Origin of the sequence: Holdemania massiliensis (genome assembly GCF_022440805.1) — a bacterium.
Classification (GTDB): Bacteria; Bacillota_I; Bacilli_A; order Erysipelotrichales; family Erysipelotrichaceae; genus Holdemania; species Holdemania massiliensis_A.
Map to the genome: position 1 here is coordinate 2,674,548 of NZ_JAKNTK010000001.1, position 20,842 is coordinate 2,695,389.

Annotated in this window: 19 protein-coding genes; 5 read left to right on the top strand and 14 right to left on the bottom strand. The window is 47.8% G+C overall.

All coding sequences use genetic code 11. From position 1 onward, the window contains the following. The first annotated feature begins 225 nt into the window (after positions 1-225). From MCG46_RS12310 to MCG46_RS12325, 4 genes are all read left to right on the top strand, one after another. The gene (locus MCG46_RS12310) at positions 226-1,941 is read left to right on the top strand and encodes an FAD-binding protein (protein WP_240280268.1); all 1,716 of its coding nucleotides are present in this window, start codon (positions 226-228) and stop codon (positions 1,939-1,941) included. A gap of 176 nt (positions 1,942-2,117) precedes the next feature. After that, a complete protein-coding gene (locus MCG46_RS12315; RefSeq protein WP_240280269.1) occupies positions 2,118-2,675 on the top strand; it encodes a TetR/AcrR family transcriptional regulator in 558 nt (185 codons plus the stop codon). A gap of 173 nt (positions 2,676-2,848) precedes the next feature. Further along, positions 2,849-3,574 carry a hypothetical protein gene (locus MCG46_RS12320; protein WP_240280270.1) on the top strand — a complete coding sequence of 242 codons (726 nt, stop codon included), beginning with the start codon at positions 2,849-2,851 and terminating at the stop codon, positions 3,572-3,574. 176 nt (positions 3,575-3,750) lie between these two features. Beyond that, positions 3,751-4,245: a CarD family transcriptional regulator gene (locus MCG46_RS12325; RefSeq protein ID WP_020224057.1), complete on the top strand. Its 495-nt coding sequence runs from the start codon at positions 3,751-3,753 to the stop codon at positions 4,243-4,245. Positions 4,246-4,291: 46 nt separating this feature from the next. Here MCG46_RS12325 and MCG46_RS12330 read toward each other — a convergent pair whose 3' ends face one another. The 13 genes from MCG46_RS12330 to MCG46_RS12390 all read right to left on the bottom strand — a co-directional run bounded on the left by MCG46_RS12330 (position 4,292) and on the right by MCG46_RS12390 (position 17,111). Then, positions 4,292-4,570 (bottom strand): helix-turn-helix domain-containing protein, encoded by a 279-nt coding sequence (locus MCG46_RS12330; protein ID WP_240280271.1) that lies wholly within the window; start codon positions 4,568-4,570, stop codon positions 4,292-4,294. A 494-nt stretch (positions 4,571-5,064) separates the two neighbouring features. Then, entirely contained in the window at positions 5,065-5,997 is a 933-nt protein-coding gene (locus MCG46_RS12335) for a helix-turn-helix transcriptional regulator (protein ID WP_240280272.1), read from the bottom strand. Between the two features lie 315 nt (positions 5,998-6,312). Next, complete coding sequence (locus tag MCG46_RS12340) at positions 6,313-7,524, bottom strand: phosphopentomutase (RefSeq protein ID WP_240280273.1); 1,212 nt, start codon at positions 7,522-7,524, stop codon at positions 6,313-6,315. 17 nt (positions 7,525-7,541) lie between these two features. After that, complete coding sequence (locus tag MCG46_RS12345; protein WP_240280274.1) at positions 7,542-8,642, bottom strand: aminotransferase class V-fold PLP-dependent enzyme; 1,101 nt, start codon at positions 8,640-8,642, stop codon at positions 7,542-7,544. 10 nt (positions 8,643-8,652) lie between these two features. Then, entirely contained in the window at positions 8,653-9,621 is a 969-nt protein-coding gene (locus tag MCG46_RS12350) for an amidase family protein (protein ID WP_240280275.1), read from the bottom strand. 2 nt (positions 9,622-9,623) lie between these two features. Beyond that, positions 9,624-10,793, bottom strand: a complete 1,170-nt coding sequence (locus MCG46_RS12355) for an alanine racemase (protein WP_240280276.1) — start codon at positions 10,791-10,793, stop codon at positions 9,624-9,626. Between the two features lie 3 nt (positions 10,794-10,796). Further along, positions 10,797-11,708 carry a phosphotriesterase family protein gene (locus MCG46_RS12360; protein ID WP_240280277.1) on the bottom strand — a complete coding sequence of 304 codons (912 nt, stop codon included), beginning with the start codon at positions 11,706-11,708 and terminating at the stop codon, positions 10,797-10,799. Positions 11,709-11,764: 56 nt separating this feature from the next. Continuing rightward, positions 11,765-12,145, bottom strand: coding sequence for a DUF2620 family protein (locus tag MCG46_RS12365; protein WP_240280278.1), 381 nt, complete (start codon positions 12,143-12,145; stop codon positions 11,765-11,767). A 24-nt stretch (positions 12,146-12,169) separates the two neighbouring features. Beyond that, positions 12,170-13,483, bottom strand: coding sequence for a YhfT family protein (locus tag MCG46_RS12370; protein WP_020224067.1), 1,314 nt, complete (start codon positions 13,481-13,483; stop codon positions 12,170-12,172). A 30-nt stretch (positions 13,484-13,513) separates the two neighbouring features. Beyond that, positions 13,514-13,894 carry a PRD domain-containing protein gene (locus MCG46_RS12375; protein ID WP_240280279.1) on the bottom strand — a complete coding sequence of 127 codons (381 nt, stop codon included), beginning with the start codon at positions 13,892-13,894 and terminating at the stop codon, positions 13,514-13,516. A 5-nt stretch (positions 13,895-13,899) separates the two neighbouring features. Continuing rightward, positions 13,900-14,268 carry a hypothetical protein gene (locus MCG46_RS12380; protein WP_240280280.1) on the bottom strand — a complete coding sequence of 123 codons (369 nt, stop codon included), beginning with the start codon at positions 14,266-14,268 and terminating at the stop codon, positions 13,900-13,902. Between the two features lie 256 nt (positions 14,269-14,524). Next, entirely contained in the window at positions 14,525-15,448 is a 924-nt protein-coding gene (gene yhfZ, locus MCG46_RS12385) for a GntR family transcriptional regulator YhfZ (RefSeq protein WP_020224070.1), read from the bottom strand. A 169-nt stretch (positions 15,449-15,617) separates the two neighbouring features. Then, positions 15,618-17,111: a helix-turn-helix domain-containing protein gene (locus tag MCG46_RS12390; RefSeq protein ID WP_240280281.1), complete on the bottom strand. Its 1,494-nt coding sequence runs from the start codon at positions 17,109-17,111 to the stop codon at positions 15,618-15,620. A gap of 159 nt (positions 17,112-17,270) precedes the next feature. On the opposite strand from MCG46_RS12390, the gene MCG46_RS12395 reads away from it, so the two are divergent. Further along, positions 17,271-19,487: an FAD-dependent oxidoreductase gene (locus tag MCG46_RS12395; protein WP_240280282.1), complete on the top strand. Its 2,217-nt coding sequence runs from the start codon at positions 17,271-17,273 to the stop codon at positions 19,485-19,487. Positions 19,488-19,701: 214 nt separating this feature from the next. Here the strand turns inward: MCG46_RS12395 and MCG46_RS12400 are convergent, their stop codons facing one another. Further along, positions 19,702-20,808, bottom strand: a complete 1,107-nt coding sequence (locus MCG46_RS12400) for a DNA alkylation repair protein (protein ID WP_240280283.1) — start codon at positions 20,806-20,808, stop codon at positions 19,702-19,704. Positions 20,809-20,842 lie beyond the last annotated feature (34 nt).

Sequence of the window (20,842 nt, forward strand, 5' to 3'; positions counted from 1 at the left end):
TCTTAACATTTTATTCGCGTCAGCCAGGTTAAAAGAGCATGATACTTTACTGGAACGATTCAGTTTCATCCGTTGAATAAGTTTGAGTAAACATGACTTTCGTTTTTTTGTGCACAAATTCAGTCAGCTGTGCAGGAGCTAGAGTCTGAGAAAGATTGATAATGAGAAGACCGTTTTCTATAATGAATTATGAAAGGAAAGTAAGTTTTCAAAGAGGATGGAAAAATGAAAAGAATGATAAGTATGCTTCTTCTGGTACTGCTGACGTTAAGCGGCTGTACCAATACAAATGCTCCTTCAAGTCCAGAGAATCCAGCATTAAAAGGAATGACGGATGGGGTTTATGAGGGAACCGGCGTTGGATATGGCGGACCGGTAAAAATTGAACTGACCATCGAAGCTGGCAAAATGTCCGATATTCAGATTATCGAAAGTCATGAATCATCACCAGTACAGGGAAGAATGCTGGCCGTGATTAAAGAGAGAATATTAGACGCACAGACTCCAATTGTCGACAATGTGACGGCTGCAACATTTTCTTCTTATGCAGTAAAAGCCGCTGTTGCAGAAGCAGCAAAACAAGCTGGAACGGATTTTGGTGAAATTACAATGACGACTTCCGGACCTGTTGCAGAACAGAAACAGGGTGAAGATGTAAAAACACAGGTCGTCATTATTGGAGGGGGACCCGCAGGATTAGCAGCAGCAATCGCAGCGAAAGAAAGCGGCGTCAACGATGTGATTGTTGTTGAAAAATTAGATATTTTAAGCGGCAACGGAAAATTCGATATGAGTTTCTTTGACGTCATTAACTCGAAGAAACTTCAGGAACAGAATAAAGTTGTAAGCAAAGAGGAATTTATTGAAAGCAAATTAAAAAGCAGCATGGACTCACCCGCAAGAATAGAACGTTGGGCAGAGGAAGCCTGGGATCTGGATGCTTGGTTAAGAAGTTTTGGGGTTGAGCTTAACAGTAATTCCGGGACTACACACCAGGCAGAAGATGATGCCTACGGCGGAGAAGCCATTCAGGATGGAATGGAAGCTTACATAAAAAAATTAAATGTTGATGTCCGGACCGGAACGCAAGGCACTGATTTGATTTTTGAAGGAAAGAAAGTCACGGGAGTTAAAGTTGAATCAAAAACCAAAAAATATAACATTCTCGCAGATGCAGTAATAGTCGCTACCGGAGGATTCTGCACAAACAAAGAAATGCTTGCTGAATACGCGCCGGGCTACGAAATCCTCAATACATCCAATCAGATTGGAACAACAGGTGACTTTGTTAAAATCTTTGAAGCTAACGATATTCAGTTAAGCAACATGGATCAGGTCAGTGTATTTAAAACTATTTTAAAGCCGCGCCGCGATTTGACAGGAGCCGGCGGAGGCGGAGATGGATTTCTTTTTATAAATGAGAACGGTGAACGTTTTATTGCCGAGAACAGTTCTGGTCTGGATCTGGCGAAAACGATCCTAGAACAGGAAAAATGCTTTTACTTCTTTGATCAACGGGTGCTTGACACGACATTCCGATTACAGAAACATGTAAAATTAGGTTATTATCTACAGGCTGATACGCTTGACGAAATGGCTGAATTAATGGGCGTTCCTGCAGAGAACCTGAAAGCAACAATTGATACTTATAACAAAGCTATTAAAGGGGAAGGCGAAGATCCTTTCCGTGATACTCCATTTACGATTGAAATGAGTGAAGAAGGCCCTTACTTTGCTGCAATGGTTGAATCTGCAGCCCATATGACAAAAGGCGGCGTTCTAGCCAACGAAAATGCACAAGTTCTTTATAACGATAATACCCTTGTTGAAGGGTTGTATGCTGCTGGTGAAGTAACCGCAACCAGCGGAGCTTATTCAACCGCGGTCATGTTCGGACGCGTTTCCGGAACGGAAGCTGCAAAATACGTATTAAACAAATAACTACGGAGCCTCCTTCAAAGGGAGGCTTCTTTTTAGGCTTGTCCCTGTCTTAAATTCAGGAACTATGTTTTTATCCAGATTAAAAGGGGATACGATGCTGTTTCGGATGATTGCCGCTTACTTTCTAATACATAAATGATAAAATAAAAACGATGGAATAGATGGGAAGTGAAACTATGCCGCATAAATTGACACCAATTCATCAAGCTTTTTTTAACTTACTAAAGAAGAAGAAATATTCCGAAATCTCGATTGCTGAAATCGCTGCCTATGCTCATATTGGACGAAGGACTTTTTATTTGCATTATGAAAATAAACTGCAGTTATATGATGAACTTTTAGGTGATTTTATTGAGTATCATATCAATCCATTCATTTTCAGTGACACGGCAGAAAATAATTTGCGGGATAAACTCAGAATAGTAATACAGGAAATTGATAAATTTATGGACGTTGCCCTTTGCCTGTTTGATCCTGACTGTCCAAAAACCGCAGATAGTCATCTGATGACACTCCTCGATGAACAGCAAAAAAAGCATGAAAATGAGGGCTTCTTTCTGCGCAGATTTGAAAATCCGAAAACTCAGCGGCATTATAATCACCTAATTTGTGAAAATCTAATTTCAAACATCTATTTTATATTGGAAAATCGGGATATGGACCGCGAAGCATTACTGGATGAAATGTGCAAGGCGCTAGATACAATATCTCAGTATTATCGAATTTCTGCCTGATCATGTAAATTATTGAGAAGCAGAGTTATTTTAATCTCTGATGAAAAACTCTGTTTTTACTTTGTGCAGATTTTCAATCTTGCTAGTTTATTTCTTTTTCTTAACATTTTATGAATTCTGATTTTCAGCTTCAATTTCCTGCTAAAATTAAACTAGAAAGGCAGATGATCACGATGAATTTCATAGAAAAAGGCACTGCGGGCATACTCTGCTTGACTCTGCTTGGAGCCTGTTCCTTTAGAACCGCCTCCGATGATCTTAAGGGTTCCAAGCCATTGGATGGGGATCCTTGTCTTTATACGGATGCTTACGCAGAGCTGGATCCGCAGACGATTGAGCTTCAGGAAAGACAGGTTGAACTCATGCCGGAAGCGTTCACTGCTGAAACCCTGGCCGCACAGAGCACCGATATCGTACTGGCTTCTGTATGTTCGATTACCGGAGGCAGTAATTTCAATGAAGCAGCGCAAAGCTACGTTTCGCCATTTACGCGGGGACAGCTGAAAATTATCAGAAGTCTGAAAGGCAGCCTGGAGGAAAATCAGATCGTCGCTTATGCCCGTCCCGGCGGGATCGTCAGTCACGCGGACTGGCTTTTGGCCAACCCTGCATCAAATCACGTAAAAACAGATCAGCCTGAACCCGCTTATATTTATGAAAAGATCGCAGAGGACATCGACGTGGAAGTTGGAAAAGCTTATCTTCTCTATCTGTCCCGTTCCGATGAAACTGCGCTGGATCCTGATGCTTATACCATCCTGGGCTATCAGGGAGGGATGCGCGAAATTCAAAGCCGAGGTCAGGCTGAAATTTCAGCGGAAACACCGCTTTCTCAAATTGAAGTGTACTCCAATGTGGATCAGCGCTGGGAACGGCTGGATTCCTATTTCCCTGATTGATTTCCGATAACTCTAATTTCGCTAATAAAAGAAGACGCCTAACGGCGATGAACATTAACAATCCGGTTTATCCGGGAATCGCCTTTCCTGCCCACCCAACGATTTTACTTACGAAAATCCCTTAAAAATGGTAAAATAGAAGTAACCATTGACCTTTTGAAAGGGGAGTGAGTCTCATGTTTCAAGTTCAAGATTATGTCCGGTATGGCGCGCGAGGTATTTTTCAGGTTGAAGAAATAATCAAAAAAGAACTGCGGCCACGGCATAAGGAAATCTGTTACGTACTCAATTCTGTTTATGGAATTAATACGAAGATCGTGACCCCAGCTTCTAATCCCATGCTGCGGCCTGTTATGAAGCGGGAAGAGATCGAGCAGATGATCGAAGAAATGCCGCGTTTGGAGTCTGAGTGGATTGATGATAAACGCACTCGGGAAGAGGTCTACCGCAAGATTTTGGCTGAAGGCGACGGCCGGAAGCTGGCACAGCTGATCAAATCCATCTATACGCAGAAACAGGATAAACTGCGGGACCGAAAATCCATTTCCCGCAGCGATGCTGAAATTTTAGAACAGGCAGAAGAGCTGCTTCATGAAGAAATTTCCCTGTCTTTTCAAATAAAAAAAGAAGAGGTCGCTGACTACCTCCTCTGTCGATTAAAAGATCAATAAATCAGTTCACGGAAAAATTGCGTCTGACGCAGGATTTTCCGTTTTTTTATGCCCGGAAGACGGATTTTTTTCGTTCTTCATCCTCTTCTTCAAAAGCATAATCATTCAGCTCTGGGAAATCCAGAAACTCGGTCAGCGTCATATTAAAACCCAGTGCGATGTGATGCAGCGTGCTGATGCGAGGATCTTTTGTGTTGCCCCGCATGATGTTATCCAGCGTCGATTGGCGCAGAGAGGACATTTTCGCTAAGCGGTGAATAGTGATTCCACCTCGTTGGCGGCACAAAGTTTTGATTCGATTTACAAGCATCTGCGAATATTCCATAGACAATTCCCCTCTCCTTGTTGATTTACTTGAAAAAGACTCGATTTCTATCATATCAAGTAAACGGTTCAATTATACCCGTATTCGGTTAATTCACCACTTTCCCTGCTCAAAAAACAAGAAGGATTCTGAAAATATTTTCAATTCAGCCGACTTTGTTCTCCTGACGTAAAAAGATTAGCCTGCCGTTCCAAAGATGAACATGCAAGATTTTTCCATCAAGTTCCCAAACAAGCTGCAATCTGCTGAATCTCATCGCGAAAAAGACACTTGATTTTGTCCCCCATCCTCTCTTTAGCATTCTCACTAAAAAGGATCCGGTTGATTTAAGCTGTGCCGTTTATCTGCTTTCTGACCGTGCGTGCAGTCAGTTTGAAAAAAAACCGGTGCATTTTGCATCAACACATCGGCTTCTTCATTTGACCACACAGGTCATATTCAGTTGTAGGAGATTGCGGACAATCCGCAAATCGGCAAAGCAATATAAAGTAAATTTATTTCTTTAATATAGGCACCCACATTCTAAATCCGTCGGGAACACCCCCCTGCTCAAACCATCTTTCAGAAAAAATGTGTTCTTCGAAGAAAATACCTTTGCCACAGTCAAACTCATACTGATCTGTTTTATTCATAAATTCAACAAAGGACTCCGATGCTTTCATCATGCTAAGGGCTATATCCAAGTCTCCGTTTTCATCGTATTGGTTCAATACAACATCATTAACCAAAAACAGACCTTCTGGAGCCTCTTCAACTTGAAGTCCATGAAATACCTCTTTTTCACATTCATCTCCTATCAAAAACATCATAGCTACATAAGGATGCGTTTCCAGTTCAGAAGCATTTTGATGTGGAGCTCCATTGGGATGATGACCGATTGGCGCGAATCCCACATAGCGTCTGCCTGTTCTGTCACTCATATTCTCAATGCACCATTCAGACATAAGTCCCCATGCTGCACTCTCGGGATTTTCGCAGTCTACCCTAAATGCAATGACTTTCTCCTTGTGATGTTCTTCAATTTTGACGATAGGTGTTTTGTTCATAATCAATTCTCCTCCTCTAAGGCTAACTTCAATAGAAAGCTTGGGAAAACAAAAATCAGAACCATTTTGCCGTATTTCGCTGGGCTTCATTCCAGTCAGCTTTTTTACTGAGCGACTAAATGCAGCCGCCGAATCGTAGCAATATTTCGCCGCTATATCAATAATTCTTTCATCAGTATTACAGAGGTCAAAAACTGCACCGTCCATTCTTCTTTGTCTGACATATTCAGAAAAAGTCATATCTGCGACAAGAAGAAAAAAGCGCTGAAAACTGCTCCTTGACATTCCTGCACATTGCGATGCCTGATCAAAATCAATCGCTTCCAAAATATGTGCTTCCACATATTCGATTGCATTTGTTAATCCTTGAAAATAGTTCATTCTTATCACCTGGAATTGATTATACCATGCCAGTCTGCTTATTTCTTTGCAGGAAAAAGCAAATCTTGCATATTCTTACCTAATGTCTAAATCATTGATTCTATTCTCCATAACGAACTCCCTTTTCCGTTGAAAGGGAAGCCAGCTTACAAATATATTATACCTCTGCCCCCGATTCAATAACGATGCCACATGTACGTAAAAACGCCGCCTATGGTTTCCAAGGACAGCGTTTCGTCGTAGGTTGGCTCCGGTATTTTTGATGAATAAGTTTCTTAAAACTTACAATCCGGGTCAAAGTTCAGCTTTTTCTGATTATTGAAGGTATTGAAGATAGGAGGTTCCGTTTTCCGGAGCGCGGACGCCAAAGAAATCACAGCACGTGGCTCCGTTGTCAGACATCGTGCGCCGTGTACCGATCCGGACGCCGGATAAGCCCTTGCGATAGATCAAAAGCGGGACACACTCACGTGTATGCCGGCTGCTGCCGATATTCGGATCATTGCCATGATCCGCCTGAACGATCAGAATATCTTCCTCGGTTAACAACGGCAGGATCCGCGCCAGTCCCGCATCCGCCTGTTTCAGGATCCGCACATATTCGGTACTGTCCTGCGAATGTCCGGCAAGATCTGTTTCCTGAACATTGGTGCAGATAAAGCCCGTATCCATCTTCTGCAGTGCTTCATAGGTCAGCTGCAGGCATTCCTCAGTCGGCACACAGGATATACTCGTTCCCAAATCATTGGCGACAATGTCCGCAACCTTGCCGATCAGCATGCATGGAATTTGCGCTCGGGTCAGAATCGTCGGAACCTGCACCTCTTTGTTGACGCCATAACCCAGATGACGGCATTGATAGCCCTGTTCATAGGATTTGGATTTGGCTGAAGCGATGCCGATGAACCGTCCCTGCTTAATTTCTTCGGCCTGATAGAGATCCTGCATCGTATTGCCGGTTCCGCCGAAGACGATCACCCGGCCGACGGTGACCACCTCGCGCACCCGCTCGGCAATTTCAACCTCGGATTCAAAAGAGATGAAATCCAAAGGGGCTGTCACGTTGTAGCACATGCCCAAATCGGCTTCCAGATTATCCGCAATCGTGACGAATTCATCGCAGACGACATACCGCAAGTTCTGCCGCTGAATGATCTTGACCTGATGTCCATGATCTTTCAGATGTTGAGCGACAAGATCCACCTTTTGCTGGAAGGGATGCACCTCCGGTTGGCGGGGCAGCGTCCCCATGATTTCCTGATGTCCCATAAACGTATCCGCGCCGAAGTGCATCAGTTCACTCTTCCCAAAATTGGCTTGGGGATTGAATTTCATCTGGGCGCTTTCCGCTCCATAGGCATTCATCAGACCCAGTTTTTCCAGTGTGGGCAGCTTCAGCTCAGGATGATCGTGCAGGAGGCTGCGAAGCGTATTAGCCTTTTCATCGCCTGGCCGCACGGCTTTGGCATCCGCCATCGCACCGATGCCGAAGCCATCCAGCACGATAATAATAAATCGTTTACTCATGGCTGAATTCCTGCGTCTCAGGCCGTTTGGGCATCCTGAATGCTCTCCGCCAGAATTCTTAAAACCGTTTCGGCCCCAGCCCGGTTCGGATTGATGCGGATCATCGTATCAGCATAGGTCGGATCGGAGCGAAGGAAGGTTCCGGACACCCGGTAGAACATCGGCGCTAATTCATATTTGGATTCGGCGCCGACAGGATTAGGCAGGGCGCCATGTTTTTCAGCAGCCGCCAGCACCTTTTTCGCAATCGGTTCCGTCAGTTCAATCAGCAAGACTTTGGACTGGGCGTTGGCCAGGTAGGCATTTTTAATGCCTGCGATTTCCCCTGCCTGGATCCGGCTCAGCGCTTCTTTGGCCGCCTGATCTGCCAAGGCAAGCATAACCGGCGCTAGGGTGAGCCCGCGCAGAACCTCCAGCGCTTCCCATCCCTGCGTTTGACTGCCGCCGGAATAGTGCATCTTCCGAATCCGTTCAATATATTTTTGCTTTCCGACCACGCAGCCGATGCCTTCCGGCCCCTGCAGCTTAAAGGTGGAAAAGCAGGAAAGATCCGCACCGCATTCACAGCCAATCCGATCGACTTTCATTACGCCGTAATTATCATCGATCAGCACCGGAATGTCCGCCGTTTGTTTGATTACGGTGATGACTTCTGCCAGACCATACCGGTCGTCGATCTTCTGACGGCTGTGCTGAACCAGCGCGCCGCAGATATCCGGATTTTCCTTCAATGTCCTCACGATCGCTTCCGGGTCATTGAAATCCGCCTCCACCGCAATCAGACCAAACATTTCAAAGCTGGTCTGCGTTGTTGAATAGGCCGGTGCCTGATGAATCAGAATTTTGGCCTGTGGTTTCACCATCGCACTCAGACCATAGCGAATCGCACCGGTTCCGCTGCCGCGGACTAAAATGCAGTCTTCTGCGCCGAAGAAGGCGGCGATCGCCTGTTCGGCTTTATGCGTCGTCAGCGGTTGATTGCCGGGCTGGCGGACGCCCAGATCTCCGCGCGTCAGACTCTCGGAACCGCTGAAATACCGGGTGATGCAGTCGACCAGCCGGAATTGTTTCTGCATGGCCTGCTGCAAGGTAATATTCTCTAATGGATAAACGTTCATACACTTCCTCCTATATTTCGTAACCGTCGATAAAATAATTGTTGAGATCCAGGAAATAACGTTCGATCAGGGCATCATGAACTTCCTCAAGCTGCTCCCCTGCATGCAATAACCGGGCGATCTTCTCCGGCTTGCTTTCACACATCAACAAGGTCGCCGTTCCTAATGCTGCCTGCGGCAGCGACAGGGCTGTCGCATCGGCTAAATTGCAGACCCGGACATAGCCTTTTCCGGCAGCCTGCTGGATGCGCTGCGTCGATTCGTCGAAATGGCCGAACAGCGAGTCGCCAAACCCATTGCGGTCTATTGGTCCTTCGCTGATCATCAAGACATCGCACTGTGCCAGAACTTCTTTCAAATAGATTGTCAGTTCTGCGCGCGGAGCCATTGGATCCTTGATGTCAATGATCTGTGTTTTTAAAGGCGGATAATCCCGATCCGCCAGAATCAGCCCGGTTTTTTCAGCCGGTTCAATGCCGATTGAAGCACGAATGGCCTGATACAGAATCTTTTTATCCCGCGCCATGAAGCCGATCGAATTGGATGCCGTCATGTTGTCCGTGTTCGGCTTGAGCGATTGGGGACGATCGGCTTCGATCAATTTGCTGATAAAGCTTAGAATATTGACGCTGATCGCCGGCGCCAGGACGCTTCCGCCGCCGTCATTGCCGATCCCCAAATCGTTGATCCCGGCGAACACGTTGATCGCGGTTCCGGATGAGGAACCGGACATCCACCGACCGCTGATCGGGTTGATCAGCTGCGTGTCAACTGCCCGGCCCGCCAGCTGGGATTTTTTATCAATCGTATGCAGTGTAAACCCGGCCGGTTCCAGCTTGTGCATCAAGCTGTTGGGAATCGATTTCACGTTCTTAATCCCCACTAACAGCTTGGCAGGATCGGCTTCCAGCACCCGAACTACGGAACCGTAAGGATTAAGCAGCGCCGTTTTATGCTGCAGCTTATAATTGTCTTTCATGGTTACTCCCAATTCACCTTGATTTCTTTGCCCATCGCATCGTAAAGACCGCTGATTCTTGGTGTCCCCTGATGGAGTCCTTCAACGATCGCAACCTGCGAGCGGGTCGTAAAAATCTGGGCCCTAAAACACATCAGCGCGGTTTCTGAAACTGTACAGCGGCCGTCAATTTCAAAATGATAGTCAATCGAATCATCATCCGGAGCCGCAATCGGAAGCAGCCTGGCCTGCGCTGAATCAGAACCGACTAAAACATACTCCATGTGCCCCCGCCGATAATGACCGCCGCCGTAGCAATACGCTTTATCCTTATAGTTGTGTGAGATTTCAGAAACATAGACATATCCGATATTCTCTGGCTGCAGTTCAGCTTTGTGCAGCGGTGTCGTTCCCGTTAAGCCATGTCCGGGTTCGCCGTTATTGCCGCCTAACTGACGGATGAGCGGAATCGAAGCGCAGCAAGTGGCACTGGGAATGTTGATCAAAAGCGGCTGCGAGCTTTCCGCCTGAATTCGCTGCAGTGCCCGAAGCAAGCCGTTGACGTTGCTTGTCGCTTGAATTTGTTTGGCTTCCTCATTGTAAAGCAGTGCCGGGAAAACGGTAATTCCGCCTAAGCAGACATGCTTCAGCGTTTTCAAATAATGCAGGATTTCCGGCAGTTCGTCACTGAAGAAACCGGCAACCTGTCCCGAATACAAGCTGGCATCCGCATCCGTGATCCGCAGCATCAGCGGCTGAATCACGTTGAGCTCAGCGGCAGCCTGATTGATCTCCGCGATCTTTTCCAGACTGTACACCGTCATTACGTCCGGCCGGGCGGCTACGATTTTTTTCATTGCCGCTTTGGGCGTCTGAACTAAATGTCCGACGTTGCCTAAATGGACGCCATGCTCGATCATCAGCAGCGCTTCCTTGTAGTCCACGGCGACACAGCCGTCAAACCCCAAAGCTTCCAGGCGTTTCGCGATGACGGGGTTGCGGCCGAGCTGCTTGAGCATGAAGAATAATTTCACCTCATTTTGCCGGGCCGTTTCGAGCATCTTTCTGCCGTTTTCAACAATCGTGTCAAGATCCAGCAGATACGTATCGGGAAGGATCAATCCCTGTTGGTGAGCGTGAAAGGCGAACTCGATCAGTTTTGAATTATTTTGCAGACAGGACTTCAAAAACATAGTTTACCTCCACTCGTTATCCAGAATTCGCGCCGGATTGTCCACAAGACACCGTCTTATCTGTTCCTCTTTCGCCCCAATTTGTTTTAACAGCGGAACAACCTCTTTCATCACGCTCAGGTAGCCGGCTTTGCCGTGGCTTGTAAAATACGTTCGGCGGGAAATATCATTGCTGAAAAGCAGATGATCACCATACCCCGCTTCGATGATTTTTAACGCATTGCGGGCACGCGTTTCATCCGGCATGTAGGCTTTCTTACCGCATGTGTCAAACGCGATATTTACGCCGTATTCCAACAGAAGGGCATGATACGCGCTATCGTCGATCAGATCCTGATGACCGATGATGATCTTATCCGGATCGACGCCCTCCGCAAGCAGCGTTTCAATGGTTTCCACTGCGGTAAAGCGGCTAGTATGCGTTGACACCGCGGCGCCGGTAAGCCGGCTGGCGATGCCTGCCGCCTGTAAAATCTTTTTTTCTTCTCCTTCGAACCGATCGGGGGACGAAGCGATTTCGGCGATAATCCCGGCCTTGATTCCAGTATCGTCAATCCCTTCCGTTAGTTCCCTGATGTACACCTGCGCAATCTGCTCCGGCGAGGCTTCCTTGAGCCATTCCGGATGGTATTGGGTTAAATAGAATCCGGTCGCGGCAATGATGGTCAAGCCCGTGTCCTGACTGATCTGCTTGAGCTTGCGGACATCCCGTCCGAGATCAATCGTGCTGACCTCCACCGCGGCCTGGACGCCCAGCGCCATCATCTGTTGAATTTCCGGCTCGACTTCTTCCACAGTTTCAATCTTACTGATGCCGTCATGCCGGACGCGATCCAAATCAACAATAAAGTGTTCATGGCACATCGTAATGCCAAGTTCTTCTTTTTCGATATCGTTTGTTACCGTACGGATCATTGCATAACCTCCTTAAATGAAAGAGGCATCCGAAGATGCCCCTAAATCAATACTCGCTATTCAGGTTTTCCTTCAGATTTATCAAGCAGTGCCTGCACCAAGGCTGGAACAACTTGTTCAGTATGCGTTTTCACATACCCAAACGCCTTATGATTGCCTGAATAAATGAGGTGACGAATCTGTTTTTCATTTGGACAATTGCCTTGCTTGGAAACCGTCAGACAGTTTCCATACCCCAATACCATAATCGCTGTCGCAATTGAACCGCCGCCTCCGGTCATACAGCTTCCTAAGTAAAAATCCACCTCGCCGCTTTTGACTTTGCGGGCCGCGATCATATCCGGATCTAAAGAGGTCTCGACAAGACCCGGGAATTTTTTCTCAATAATCTGTTTTGTCTGTAAAGCGGTTAATCCGCAGCATTCAATTTTTAACATAAGCAATTCTCCTTTTTTATTTCCTTATAACGCGACAAATCCTAAAAAGATCATGATGTTGAACAGAATTCCAACAGCGACCGCCGCTAACGGACCCACAGCCGACTTCGGAATACGCTGGCCGGTTACATCGTTGAGGACGAAGAAGCCGCCGACGATCATCAGGCCGACCGCGCCCCAGGTTGCATTGGCTGCCAAGAATGAACCAGCAACTAACGCTAAGCCGATACAGGAAACCATCGCATCACGAATATAATCGCCGCATTTGGACAGCTCCGGAAACTTCGAGAGTCCTTTGCCCAAAAGTCCCAGCAGCTGAATTTCTGCAAATTCGGCAACGAAGCCGAAGATTGGCGCCAGCCACCAGGTCGGTGCCAGACAGCCCACCAGCATGACGGTCGTCAGACCGACGGCCTGATAAACGCCGGTGGCCAGAGCGGTCGATACGATCAGCGGAATAAACGCGATAATAACGCCGATCATCGCCAATTCAAACGTGCCCATATTGCCTGCCAGAACGGCCGAGGATAAAACGTAAGGCTGATAAGCCTGAGCTAAGACATGGATGCCTAAAGCATTCAGCGCACCCTGGATGCACAGATAAACCCAGTTGCTCTTAATCCGGTTGGCATTCTTCGTAAACAGGTTCTCAGTTTCTGAATCGTTTTCCACGCTTTCAGAATTCTTGCTTCCCTGGATTGAATAGACCAACAGGCAGATCATGCCGGCCAGCATCGCAAAGGTATACGGATACAGGCTGACGGAAATCGAACCCAGATTGACAGCGCCGACAACCGTACAGAAAATGTAGACGACCGCTTCGATTACACCCGTTGTAATTCCCTTTTTAGCCCCGAACTGGCTTGCGATCGCAACCGCAGGGAACATGCAGAACACCGGCAATGCCGGGGAGCTGATCTGCGTTAAATCATTCAGGAAGTTATACGGCAGAGCGGTGAAGGCGGAATTGATGAAGCTGGTGCCGAAGGCGCACAATGCTCCATAAGCGCCGCCGATGATCAATGCCACCCATTTGTTCGGCGACCAGGCGCCTAAGCAGTCCGTCGCGATCAGCGTCAGATGACAGGCGATCAGTCCCGTGCCCAACCACTGGCTGAACCCGGCTAAGACCCAGCCGAAACCCATGCCGGTAACGACTACGGCAAACTCAGCACGCGTCATCCGGCCTTCCATCAATTCCGGAAAGACAGGTCGGGCGCCGTCGTTGAAGTTGGAAATACATTTGTGCGAGAGCAAGCTTGCCCAGGCACAGATCGCAATCAATACGATCGCACGAAACGGCAGTGAAAATTCAAAATTAGTAATGATTCCTTCCATGTTTACCTCCTCTTACTAATAAGATTCCCCTTAATCCAACTGCGGCTGTTCCTCGTTCAGCCGGGCAATCAGATTATTTATGTGAAGCAGCGCGTAATCTTGTTCGGTTTCATTCAAGCGATTGCGTGCCGCTGCCATAACATCCTGTAACATTTCTTTTGATTTTGGATAACTGTCCAGTCCTTCCAGCTCGGCCTTAACTTCCGACGGCAGCGGCTCAACTTCCTCCCCGCTTGCCGTTCGGCCAAAGGCGGCGCAAAGATGCGCGATAAACGTATCTGCATTTTCTTCCTGCAGGACAATGTGATACTTCGTGTCAAACATCGCGATAATCGCCTGGATATCCGCAACATCTTCCGGCTGAATCATGCCGCCTTCCAAATACAAATTCAATCTTTCCGTAAAATCCATCTTTCTCATTTTCCTTTCTGTCTGTTTTTTAACGGGGAATTCTTGTCTTTTTCCACCGGCATATACTTTAAGCCAAATAGCTTATCCGTCAGCCACAGACAAAGCTGATCGGAAAACTGCGTGATGACAATCGCAAGCGAACAGGTAATGATCAATGCGATATAACTAGTTACACTTCCCAGTTGACTGCAGCCGTACATCAGTAAGCTGACGATGACGGCGACAAACAGCATCCGGACATATTTTAATTTTCGCTGAGTCGGTAAATCCAGCACCATCACCCCATGGCAATGCGTACATTCCCAAGCTTTCCGCAGTTTCAACGCCGCGACGGAATGAGTTTTTCCGCAGCGGTAGCATTTGATTTCTTTCATCTCTCTCACCCAATATACAATATTCTGTATTTACAATTTCAGTATATCCCCAGCAAGTGAGAAAGTCAACAAGCAAAATACATTTTTTTGTATTTTGAATTTAATCTGGATTGTTTACCTTCATGGAAGGTTAAGCCTGGTTTTTCCTTTCTCTGCGATTTGAATAATCCGCTATGTTTCTTTCGGTTTTAAAGCCAAGAAAAAAACGCCGTTCAGCGTTTTCGGATCAACTATCATTGAAATCAACTCAATTGGCTTAATAACTCGGCGTGATTTTTTCTTCCAAAACCAAACGCTGGATATTCAGTACCGTTTCCACATCGACCAGTTCCTTGATTAAAGAGGAAATTTCATTTTCCTTGGCTACGACCAGCACAGCTTCCGTGTTGTCCAGATTTCCGCTCTGAATCGGCTGGGTATGAATTTTGACATGCTTATCGTTGGCTTCGTCTATATTCATGACGGTCGCGTCAATATCACCAGAAATGATGCGCTCAATGATTCGCGAATATTCAATCTCGATAAATTCTACCTTTTTCCCCCGGCATACTGACTGTGTCAGTTCTTTCTGGTCAATCGAGGTTGAGTCGGTGCCTACCTTCATACCATCCTGAATTTCATTGACATTCGGATTGTGGAACATGATCACGTGGCTGCTCAAATAAGAACCCGGGCCAAATCCGAGGACAATTTCAATTTTATCCGGATATTTTTCACAGAAATGATTGGCGGCATAGCGGGAAACAACCGCAAAATCATAGCGTTTCTGCAGGACCATGCTGATGCGGTTGACGGACCCGCGCATGTAGGCTAGGTTGATCGGCAGGTCATAATTGTTCTCCATCGACGCGATCAAGCCGGAGGCCAGCCCTTCGTAGCGCTTGCTGTAAGGTAGCGGCATCGTCCCCAGCAACATCCGCACGCCGGCAAATTTCAGCAGCATCCGCATGTTCTTTTTTACAATGTAGGAGCCAAGATGCCCCTTTGATTCAATTCGTACAGCTTCGTGATTAATCAACGTTTTGATTGCATTTTGAACCGTTCCTCGGGCTAATCCCAGCGATTCCACAAACTCGCTGACCGTTGGAATACGTTCTCCAACCGAATATTTCAGCAGCTCGCGGGATACCTTGACGGTGGCAATCGCATTTTTTCCCATTAAATCTTCATAGTACATCATCGTTTATCTCCGTTTATTCAGTCCTCGAATGAAATGAATTCTGTCTTCTTTTCTTGTTATTTTATCATCAAAATGACTAAATTCAAAGCCGGGCGGCTTCCCAGCCTGAAATTTCCATCTGCACTACTTTCTCGCCGCAGCGCTGCCAGCTTAAAATCCGTTGGCAGAATTAAGATCCTAAGTATTCATCGATCTGAATCGCCAACAGAAAATTCTGGGAATCCTGTGGGTTCTCGCTGAAAAAGCCGCTGATCTGACGAGCTTTCTGAAGTCGATATGCCAGTGAATTCCGATGCAGATGAAGTCGTGCCGCGGTTTGCGATGGACTGCACTGACATTGCAGATAGAGCCTAAGCGTTTCCAGAAAATCGGTCTGATGCTGCTGATCAAAATCTTTCAGCCGCTGAATCCCAGGATGAATAAAATCCGGCAGGGTCAGCGAGCTAGGACTGGAAAGCGAATGCAGCAGCGTTTTAAAATAAAGATCTCTGAAAAGGTATAACCCATTCGTCTTACTGATTACGCTCAGCCCGCCCTGAAGCATCGCGACGATAACCGGACAATGAATCAGACTGTCCAGCGGATCGCTGAGAATCATCAAAGTTCCGGATTTGACAGCCAGCTTGTCTAGCGCTTGATGATTTTTTGTTTCCCAGCCAGCAGGATCAATGAGGAAATAGAGATCATTTTGGTGCTGAAAGGATTCAATGACATCAACACAGCGCACTATTTCTTCATGATAATATTTCAGCGTACAGGTTTTGCTTTTGGGGATCTGACTTAGCAGCAGACAAAAGCGGCGGTTCTGCAGCTGCGGGAACGGCTGAAGGCGAAGCTGCAGAAGCTCAGGATGCAGAAACCGGCGGTACAGGATATCCTGAATCAGCAATTCAAACTGCGTATCTGCTTTTTCCGCGGCATTGTTCGCCTTAAACAATTCAATCTGCAACAGCAGCGCCAGCTGATCCAGGATCTTGACATCATTCTGCGTAAACGGACGGTTCAGCTGGAGAACTTCAATTCCGCCTAGCAAATGCGGCAGGGAACCAATCGAACAGCTGATCAGTTTCAGCGGGCCGGCATCATAATCAATAATCTGGGCGCAGCGGATATGATGTTCGCTGAAATGCATAATCGTCGCTTCGACATGATAGAGATACTCCGGATGCGGTTTTCCATGAATTAAGAAATGATCGAAGATCGCGTTGCCGCTGGGCGTTTGCGGACAGGAGTAAATCAGCGAAAACGTTTTATCCAGAATATGGATCGGATTCTGGATATATTGGTAAGCTGTTTTCACGAGCGCTTCAATGCCTCCGCCCTTTCCGGCCGCCTGCTGCAACGCAGAAATTGCCTGGGCATAGGCTTCGGCGTCGGTCAAAAGCATGGATAGGACCTGATATAAATCCAGAGCGCTGCCGGAATGATAAACGGCGGCATTGCATCCTGCGCTTCCCCGATCCTTCATCAGAAAGAAGCTGTCGGAAAAAGCTGACGGATCCAGCACGAAGGATTCCGCCTGGATATACAATGTCTGCGGTGTCAGCACCGCGGGCTTCGCAAAGATTAGCTGACAGCGGAGGATCGGCATATTGCCTGAATTTTGCGGAATTGAAATTGAAAAATCATTTCTAATCTTTTCGAGCAAAGCTTTAGCCTGCATCCTTACGCCCCCTTTTTTCTTTATTTTATCATAACCTGGACGTCCTTATCTGGATTTTCGGCATTTTGCACAAAATCCTGTGTGAATAATCTAGCAATCAGATGATGAAGTGTAAGCCCTTTGATTGTTAAAATACTAACATAAGAGGAGGAAAGAATCATGGTCAAAATTTCACGGCGCGACTTCCTGAAGGGAAGCGGCGCCACGGCTTTATCACTCATGGCCGCGGGGTTAGTCGGCTGTTCGACAGAAAACGAAAAAACCCCGGAGGTCACTACACCGGCTCCTTCTGTCGAAAATGACAAGATCGCCGCAGCGTATCTCAACATCCAGCGCGATGACTACCGGACGCATACCAAAGAATTGAAAACGCTGTTTTCACCGCTGACTGTCGGTTCGCTGCAGCTCAGCCACCGCATGGTGAAATCCGCCGCCGGTTCGGCAACTTACCTGGCCGGACTGACGGATGAACTGCTTCAATATTATGTCAACTTCGCTAAGGGCGGCGTGGAGATGATCTATGTTGAAGGCATCACAGCACTGGAAATTCCGGCTGATGGCAGCGGCTACAGTGCTGAAACCCTGGCTTTCGGCAAAAAGCTGGTCGAAGAATGTGCGAAATACGGAGCCAGCCTGGGCTATCAATGGGCTCAGTTTGGTGCTGGGGAAAACGAAATGACTCCAGACCAGATTCAGGCGATTGAAGACCGCGGTGCTCAAATCGCCAAAGGCATGCAGGAGCTGGGCTTTAAAGCATTTGAAATCAATGCCGCCGGCTTCAACATGGGCGAGCATTTCCTGTCCCGCTTTTACAATACCCGGACTGATGAATATGGCTGCACCACACTGGAAAACCGCGCCCGTTTCGTCACCGAATGCATCACCAAGATCAAGCAGGCCTGCGGTGACGATTTCAACGTTCAGATTCTGATCGACGCGATTGAAGAAAACGACAACGTCGCCAACAACCCGACGCTGATGACGCTGGACAACGCCGTAACAACACCGCGGACGAAAGTCACGACCGTTGAGGAAGGCATTGCCTTCGCCAAGTTGTTTGAAGCGGCCGGTGCTGATTCCATGCATCTGCGTTTAGGTCCGTTAGGCCATCATGTTGCGCAGTTCGGCAGCGATCTGTACTTTATCTTAAATGGAATTGAAGGCGCCTCCGGCTTCGGTACGCAGTTTGATTTCAAGAAACACTGGCAGGGACAGCTGATCGGCGACACAAGCGGTGCCGGCATGCTTCTGGATGTCGCGGCGCGTTATAAAGCTGCCGTCAGCATCCCATGCGGCGTCGTTACTTACATGGATCCGGCGCATGCCCCAGATTTCTTTGAACAGGCGCTGGAAGACGGCAAGGCTGATTTCTTCTTGATGACCCGGCCGTTAACTGTAGATACGGAATATGTCAACAAGCTGAAAGAGAACCGGCTTGATGAAATTGCGCCGTGTACGCGCTGTCTGCACTGCCATATCGGAAGCAACGAAGCCAATGCCATGGCGGGATACTGCCGCGTCAATGCGATGACGCAGCGGGTCATGCGCGAAGGCGGCCCGGCAACCTACGAACTACCGCCGGTTGAAAAAGCTAAAAATGTCATGGTCATCGGCGGCGGTCCGGCCGGCATGGAAGCTGCCCGCATCGCGGCAGCCCGCGGTCATAATGTCACCCTCTATGAGAAGAAAGGCACACTGGGCGGATTATTGGATTTTGCCCATACCGTGAAAGGTCCGCACGAAAACCTGCAGGATTTCAAGAACTACCTGATCCGACAGCTGGAAATCACCGGAGTTAAGGTGGAAACCGGGGTTGAAATTGATGCTGCTAAGATTCAGTCTGAAGCTCCGGATGCCGTCATTCTGGCTACCGGCGGTCTGCGTGATACGCTGACAGTCAATGGCGACGGCAGTGCGCCGGTTGTGGACATCGAGTCCGCCATGTTTACCGAAATGGGCGAAAACGTCATTGTTTACGGTTCCAATGCTCAGGCCTTTGATATGGCACTGTGGTTAACCGTACATAAAAAACATGTTACGATGGTCACCCCGAACGCGGCGGAAGAGCTGGATATGCAGCAATCCCAGCATGCAATGCGGATGATGACGACGGCCTTGTATGCCCTGGGCTTCAGCGCCTGGCCAAAGGCTTCGATTCAGTCTGTGAATCAGAACAAAGCCGTCATTCTGACAGAAACCGGCGTGGAAATGGAAATTGCCTGCGATGCGATTGTCAACGGAGCGGACATGCTGCCAAACACCAGCCTGCTCGAGGGGATTGCAGTTTCAGAAACCTATGCGATCGGCGACTGCGCTCATCCATTCAACATTGCCAAGGCGATTCATGCGGGCAATGATGCCGGCCGGACAGTTTAAGCTGTTCCCAAACAGAAACGGATCCGAATTTCAGCGTGTAAGCCTCATTTTGGCTTAAGCTTCAACGTTCGAAACGCATCCAAAATCAGTCCAATCATAGAAAAAAACAGGAAGTCAACCCAATCCGCGTTCTTCATCGCTGAAGCTGGGGGCGCTTCCTGTTTTTCTTTTTATTTCTTTTCATTGAACTGTCTGAACTGAAATCAAAGCCGGATCATATCACGGCAGCCATCACTTCGAAATCGAGTGTTTTCAGCTTTGCGCCGTTGACAATCAAGGTAATGGAATGCCGTCCTGGAACATGCTTTCTCACGCTCGTATCGGCAAAGGAATGCTTTCTGACATATGTCCGTTTTTCCTTTTCCTTTAACGTAAGCTCAGAGATTTTGAAGATTTTGCGGCTGCGTTTTCCCGATGCCCTAACATAATCAATAGCATACTCCAAGCGCACTTTCACCGCTTTATGAGCTTCGATCTGAAAGCTGAAATTCAGGTCTTCTCCCAGCTGAATGGATGCGGATGAAAGGCGAAAATTCGCAACCTTCACACTTTCCTGATCCGCTAAGCCAAACAGCGCCAGGGCCTGGGCATTGCCTGTTTTCAACAAGGTCCGGCAGCCATGTTTGACGATCCAGTTGGTGATTTCATTTTCCCCATACCATCGGTAAGCCGTTTGAAGGACCAACTCGGGATGTGTTTTGGATAGATCGTTCAGGTTGTTCGCCACGCTTTTCTGCACATAGGGAGCGGGATCGGCTTTCAAGAGCTCCAAGATCTTCAGCACCGGAAGCGGATCCTTCCGGAAACCGTTTAAGACCTGTCCCCAAGGCAGCAGCGGCCGGCAGCCTTCGCTGGCAAGCCGGCGGACATGTTCATTCGGATGCTGCGTCCAGCGTTCCATCTGCCGCATCATTCGCGGCTCATCGTTCAGAATAAAGGCTCTGACCGCAAACTCCCCGGTGGCGATCGGCGTCATTTGTTCCAGCGCCGCCATCGAAATATCCCAATCCGCCTCCTTCTGACCAAAGACCTCAACAAAATCAGGAAGACATAACAAGGACAATCCGTTGACGGTAGGCGGATATCCGGCGGCAACCTGACTGAGAATTGAGACCGCTGAACGATAATCCTGCGGCAGATATTGCCCCAGGGTAAGCGCAATCTTGCGGATGCGGGCTTTGAGCGTCAGTGTTTCCCAAGGCTCGCGCAGCCCATCGCTGACAAACGCACGCACCGCAAACGAGGGATCGATTTGGTTGATTCGCGTGGCTAATTCGTACAGCGATTGTTCGTTTATTTTGTTCTTCATCAATTCCGGCATGGAGTTCTCCTTATACTTCGCCTATTTCTGGCAG

Excerpts from the sequence above, each read along its gene's own strand:
- MCG46_RS12310 (WP_240280268.1), top strand. The coding sequence starts at position 226 with ATGAAAAGAATGATAAGTATGCTTCTTCTGGTACTGCTGACGTTAAGC.
- MCG46_RS12315 (WP_240280269.1), top strand. The coding sequence starts at position 2,118 with ATGCCGCATAAATTGACACCAATTCATCAAGCTTTTTTTAACTTACTA.
- MCG46_RS12320 (WP_240280270.1), top strand. The coding sequence starts at position 2,849 with ATGAATTTCATAGAAAAAGGCACTGCGGGCATACTCTGCTTGACTCTG.
- MCG46_RS12325 (WP_020224057.1), top strand. The coding sequence starts at position 3,751 with ATGTTTCAAGTTCAAGATTATGTCCGGTATGGCGCGCGAGGTATTTTT.
- MCG46_RS12330 (WP_240280271.1), bottom strand. The coding sequence starts at position 4,570 with ATGGAATATTCGCAGATGCTTGTAAATCGAATCAAAACTTTGTGCCGC.
- MCG46_RS12335 (WP_240280272.1), bottom strand. The coding sequence starts at position 5,997 with ATGAACTATTTTCAAGGATTAACAAATGCAATCGAATATGTGGAAGCA.
- MCG46_RS12340 (WP_240280273.1), bottom strand. The coding sequence starts at position 7,524 with ATGAGTAAACGATTTATTATTATCGTGCTGGATGGCTTCGGCATCGGT.
- MCG46_RS12345 (WP_240280274.1), bottom strand. The coding sequence starts at position 8,642 with ATGAACGTTTATCCATTAGAGAATATTACCTTGCAGCAGGCCATGCAG.
- MCG46_RS12350 (WP_240280275.1), bottom strand. The coding sequence starts at position 9,621 with ATGAAAGACAATTATAAGCTGCAGCATAAAACGGCGCTGCTTAATCCT.
- MCG46_RS12355 (WP_240280276.1), bottom strand. The coding sequence starts at position 10,793 with ATGTTTTTGAAGTCCTGTCTGCAAAATAATTCAAAACTGATCGAGTTC.
- MCG46_RS12360 (WP_240280277.1), bottom strand. The coding sequence starts at position 11,708 with ATGATCCGTACGGTAACAAACGATATCGAAAAAGAAGAACTTGGCATT.
- MCG46_RS12365 (WP_240280278.1), bottom strand. The coding sequence starts at position 12,145 with ATGTTAAAAATTGAATGCTGCGGATTAACCGCTTTACAGACAAAACAG.
- MCG46_RS12370 (WP_020224067.1), bottom strand. The coding sequence starts at position 13,483 with ATGGAAGGAATCATTACTAATTTTGAATTTTCACTGCCGTTTCGTGCG.
- MCG46_RS12375 (WP_240280279.1), bottom strand. The coding sequence starts at position 13,894 with ATGGATTTTACGGAAAGATTGAATTTGTATTTGGAAGGCGGCATGATT.
- MCG46_RS12380 (WP_240280280.1), bottom strand. The coding sequence starts at position 14,268 with ATGAAAGAAATCAAATGCTACCGCTGCGGAAAAACTCATTCCGTCGCG.
- yhfZ (WP_020224070.1), bottom strand. The coding sequence starts at position 15,448 with ATGATGTACTATGAAGATTTAATGGGAAAAAATGCGATTGCCACCGTC.
- MCG46_RS12390 (WP_240280281.1), bottom strand. The coding sequence starts at position 17,111 with ATGCAGGCTAAAGCTTTGCTCGAAAAGATTAGAAATGATTTTTCAATT.
- MCG46_RS12395 (WP_240280282.1), top strand. The coding sequence starts at position 17,271 with ATGGTCAAAATTTCACGGCGCGACTTCCTGAAGGGAAGCGGCGCCACG.
- MCG46_RS12400 (WP_240280283.1), bottom strand. The coding sequence starts at position 20,808 with ATGCCGGAATTGATGAAGAACAAAATAAACGAACAATCGCTGTACGAA.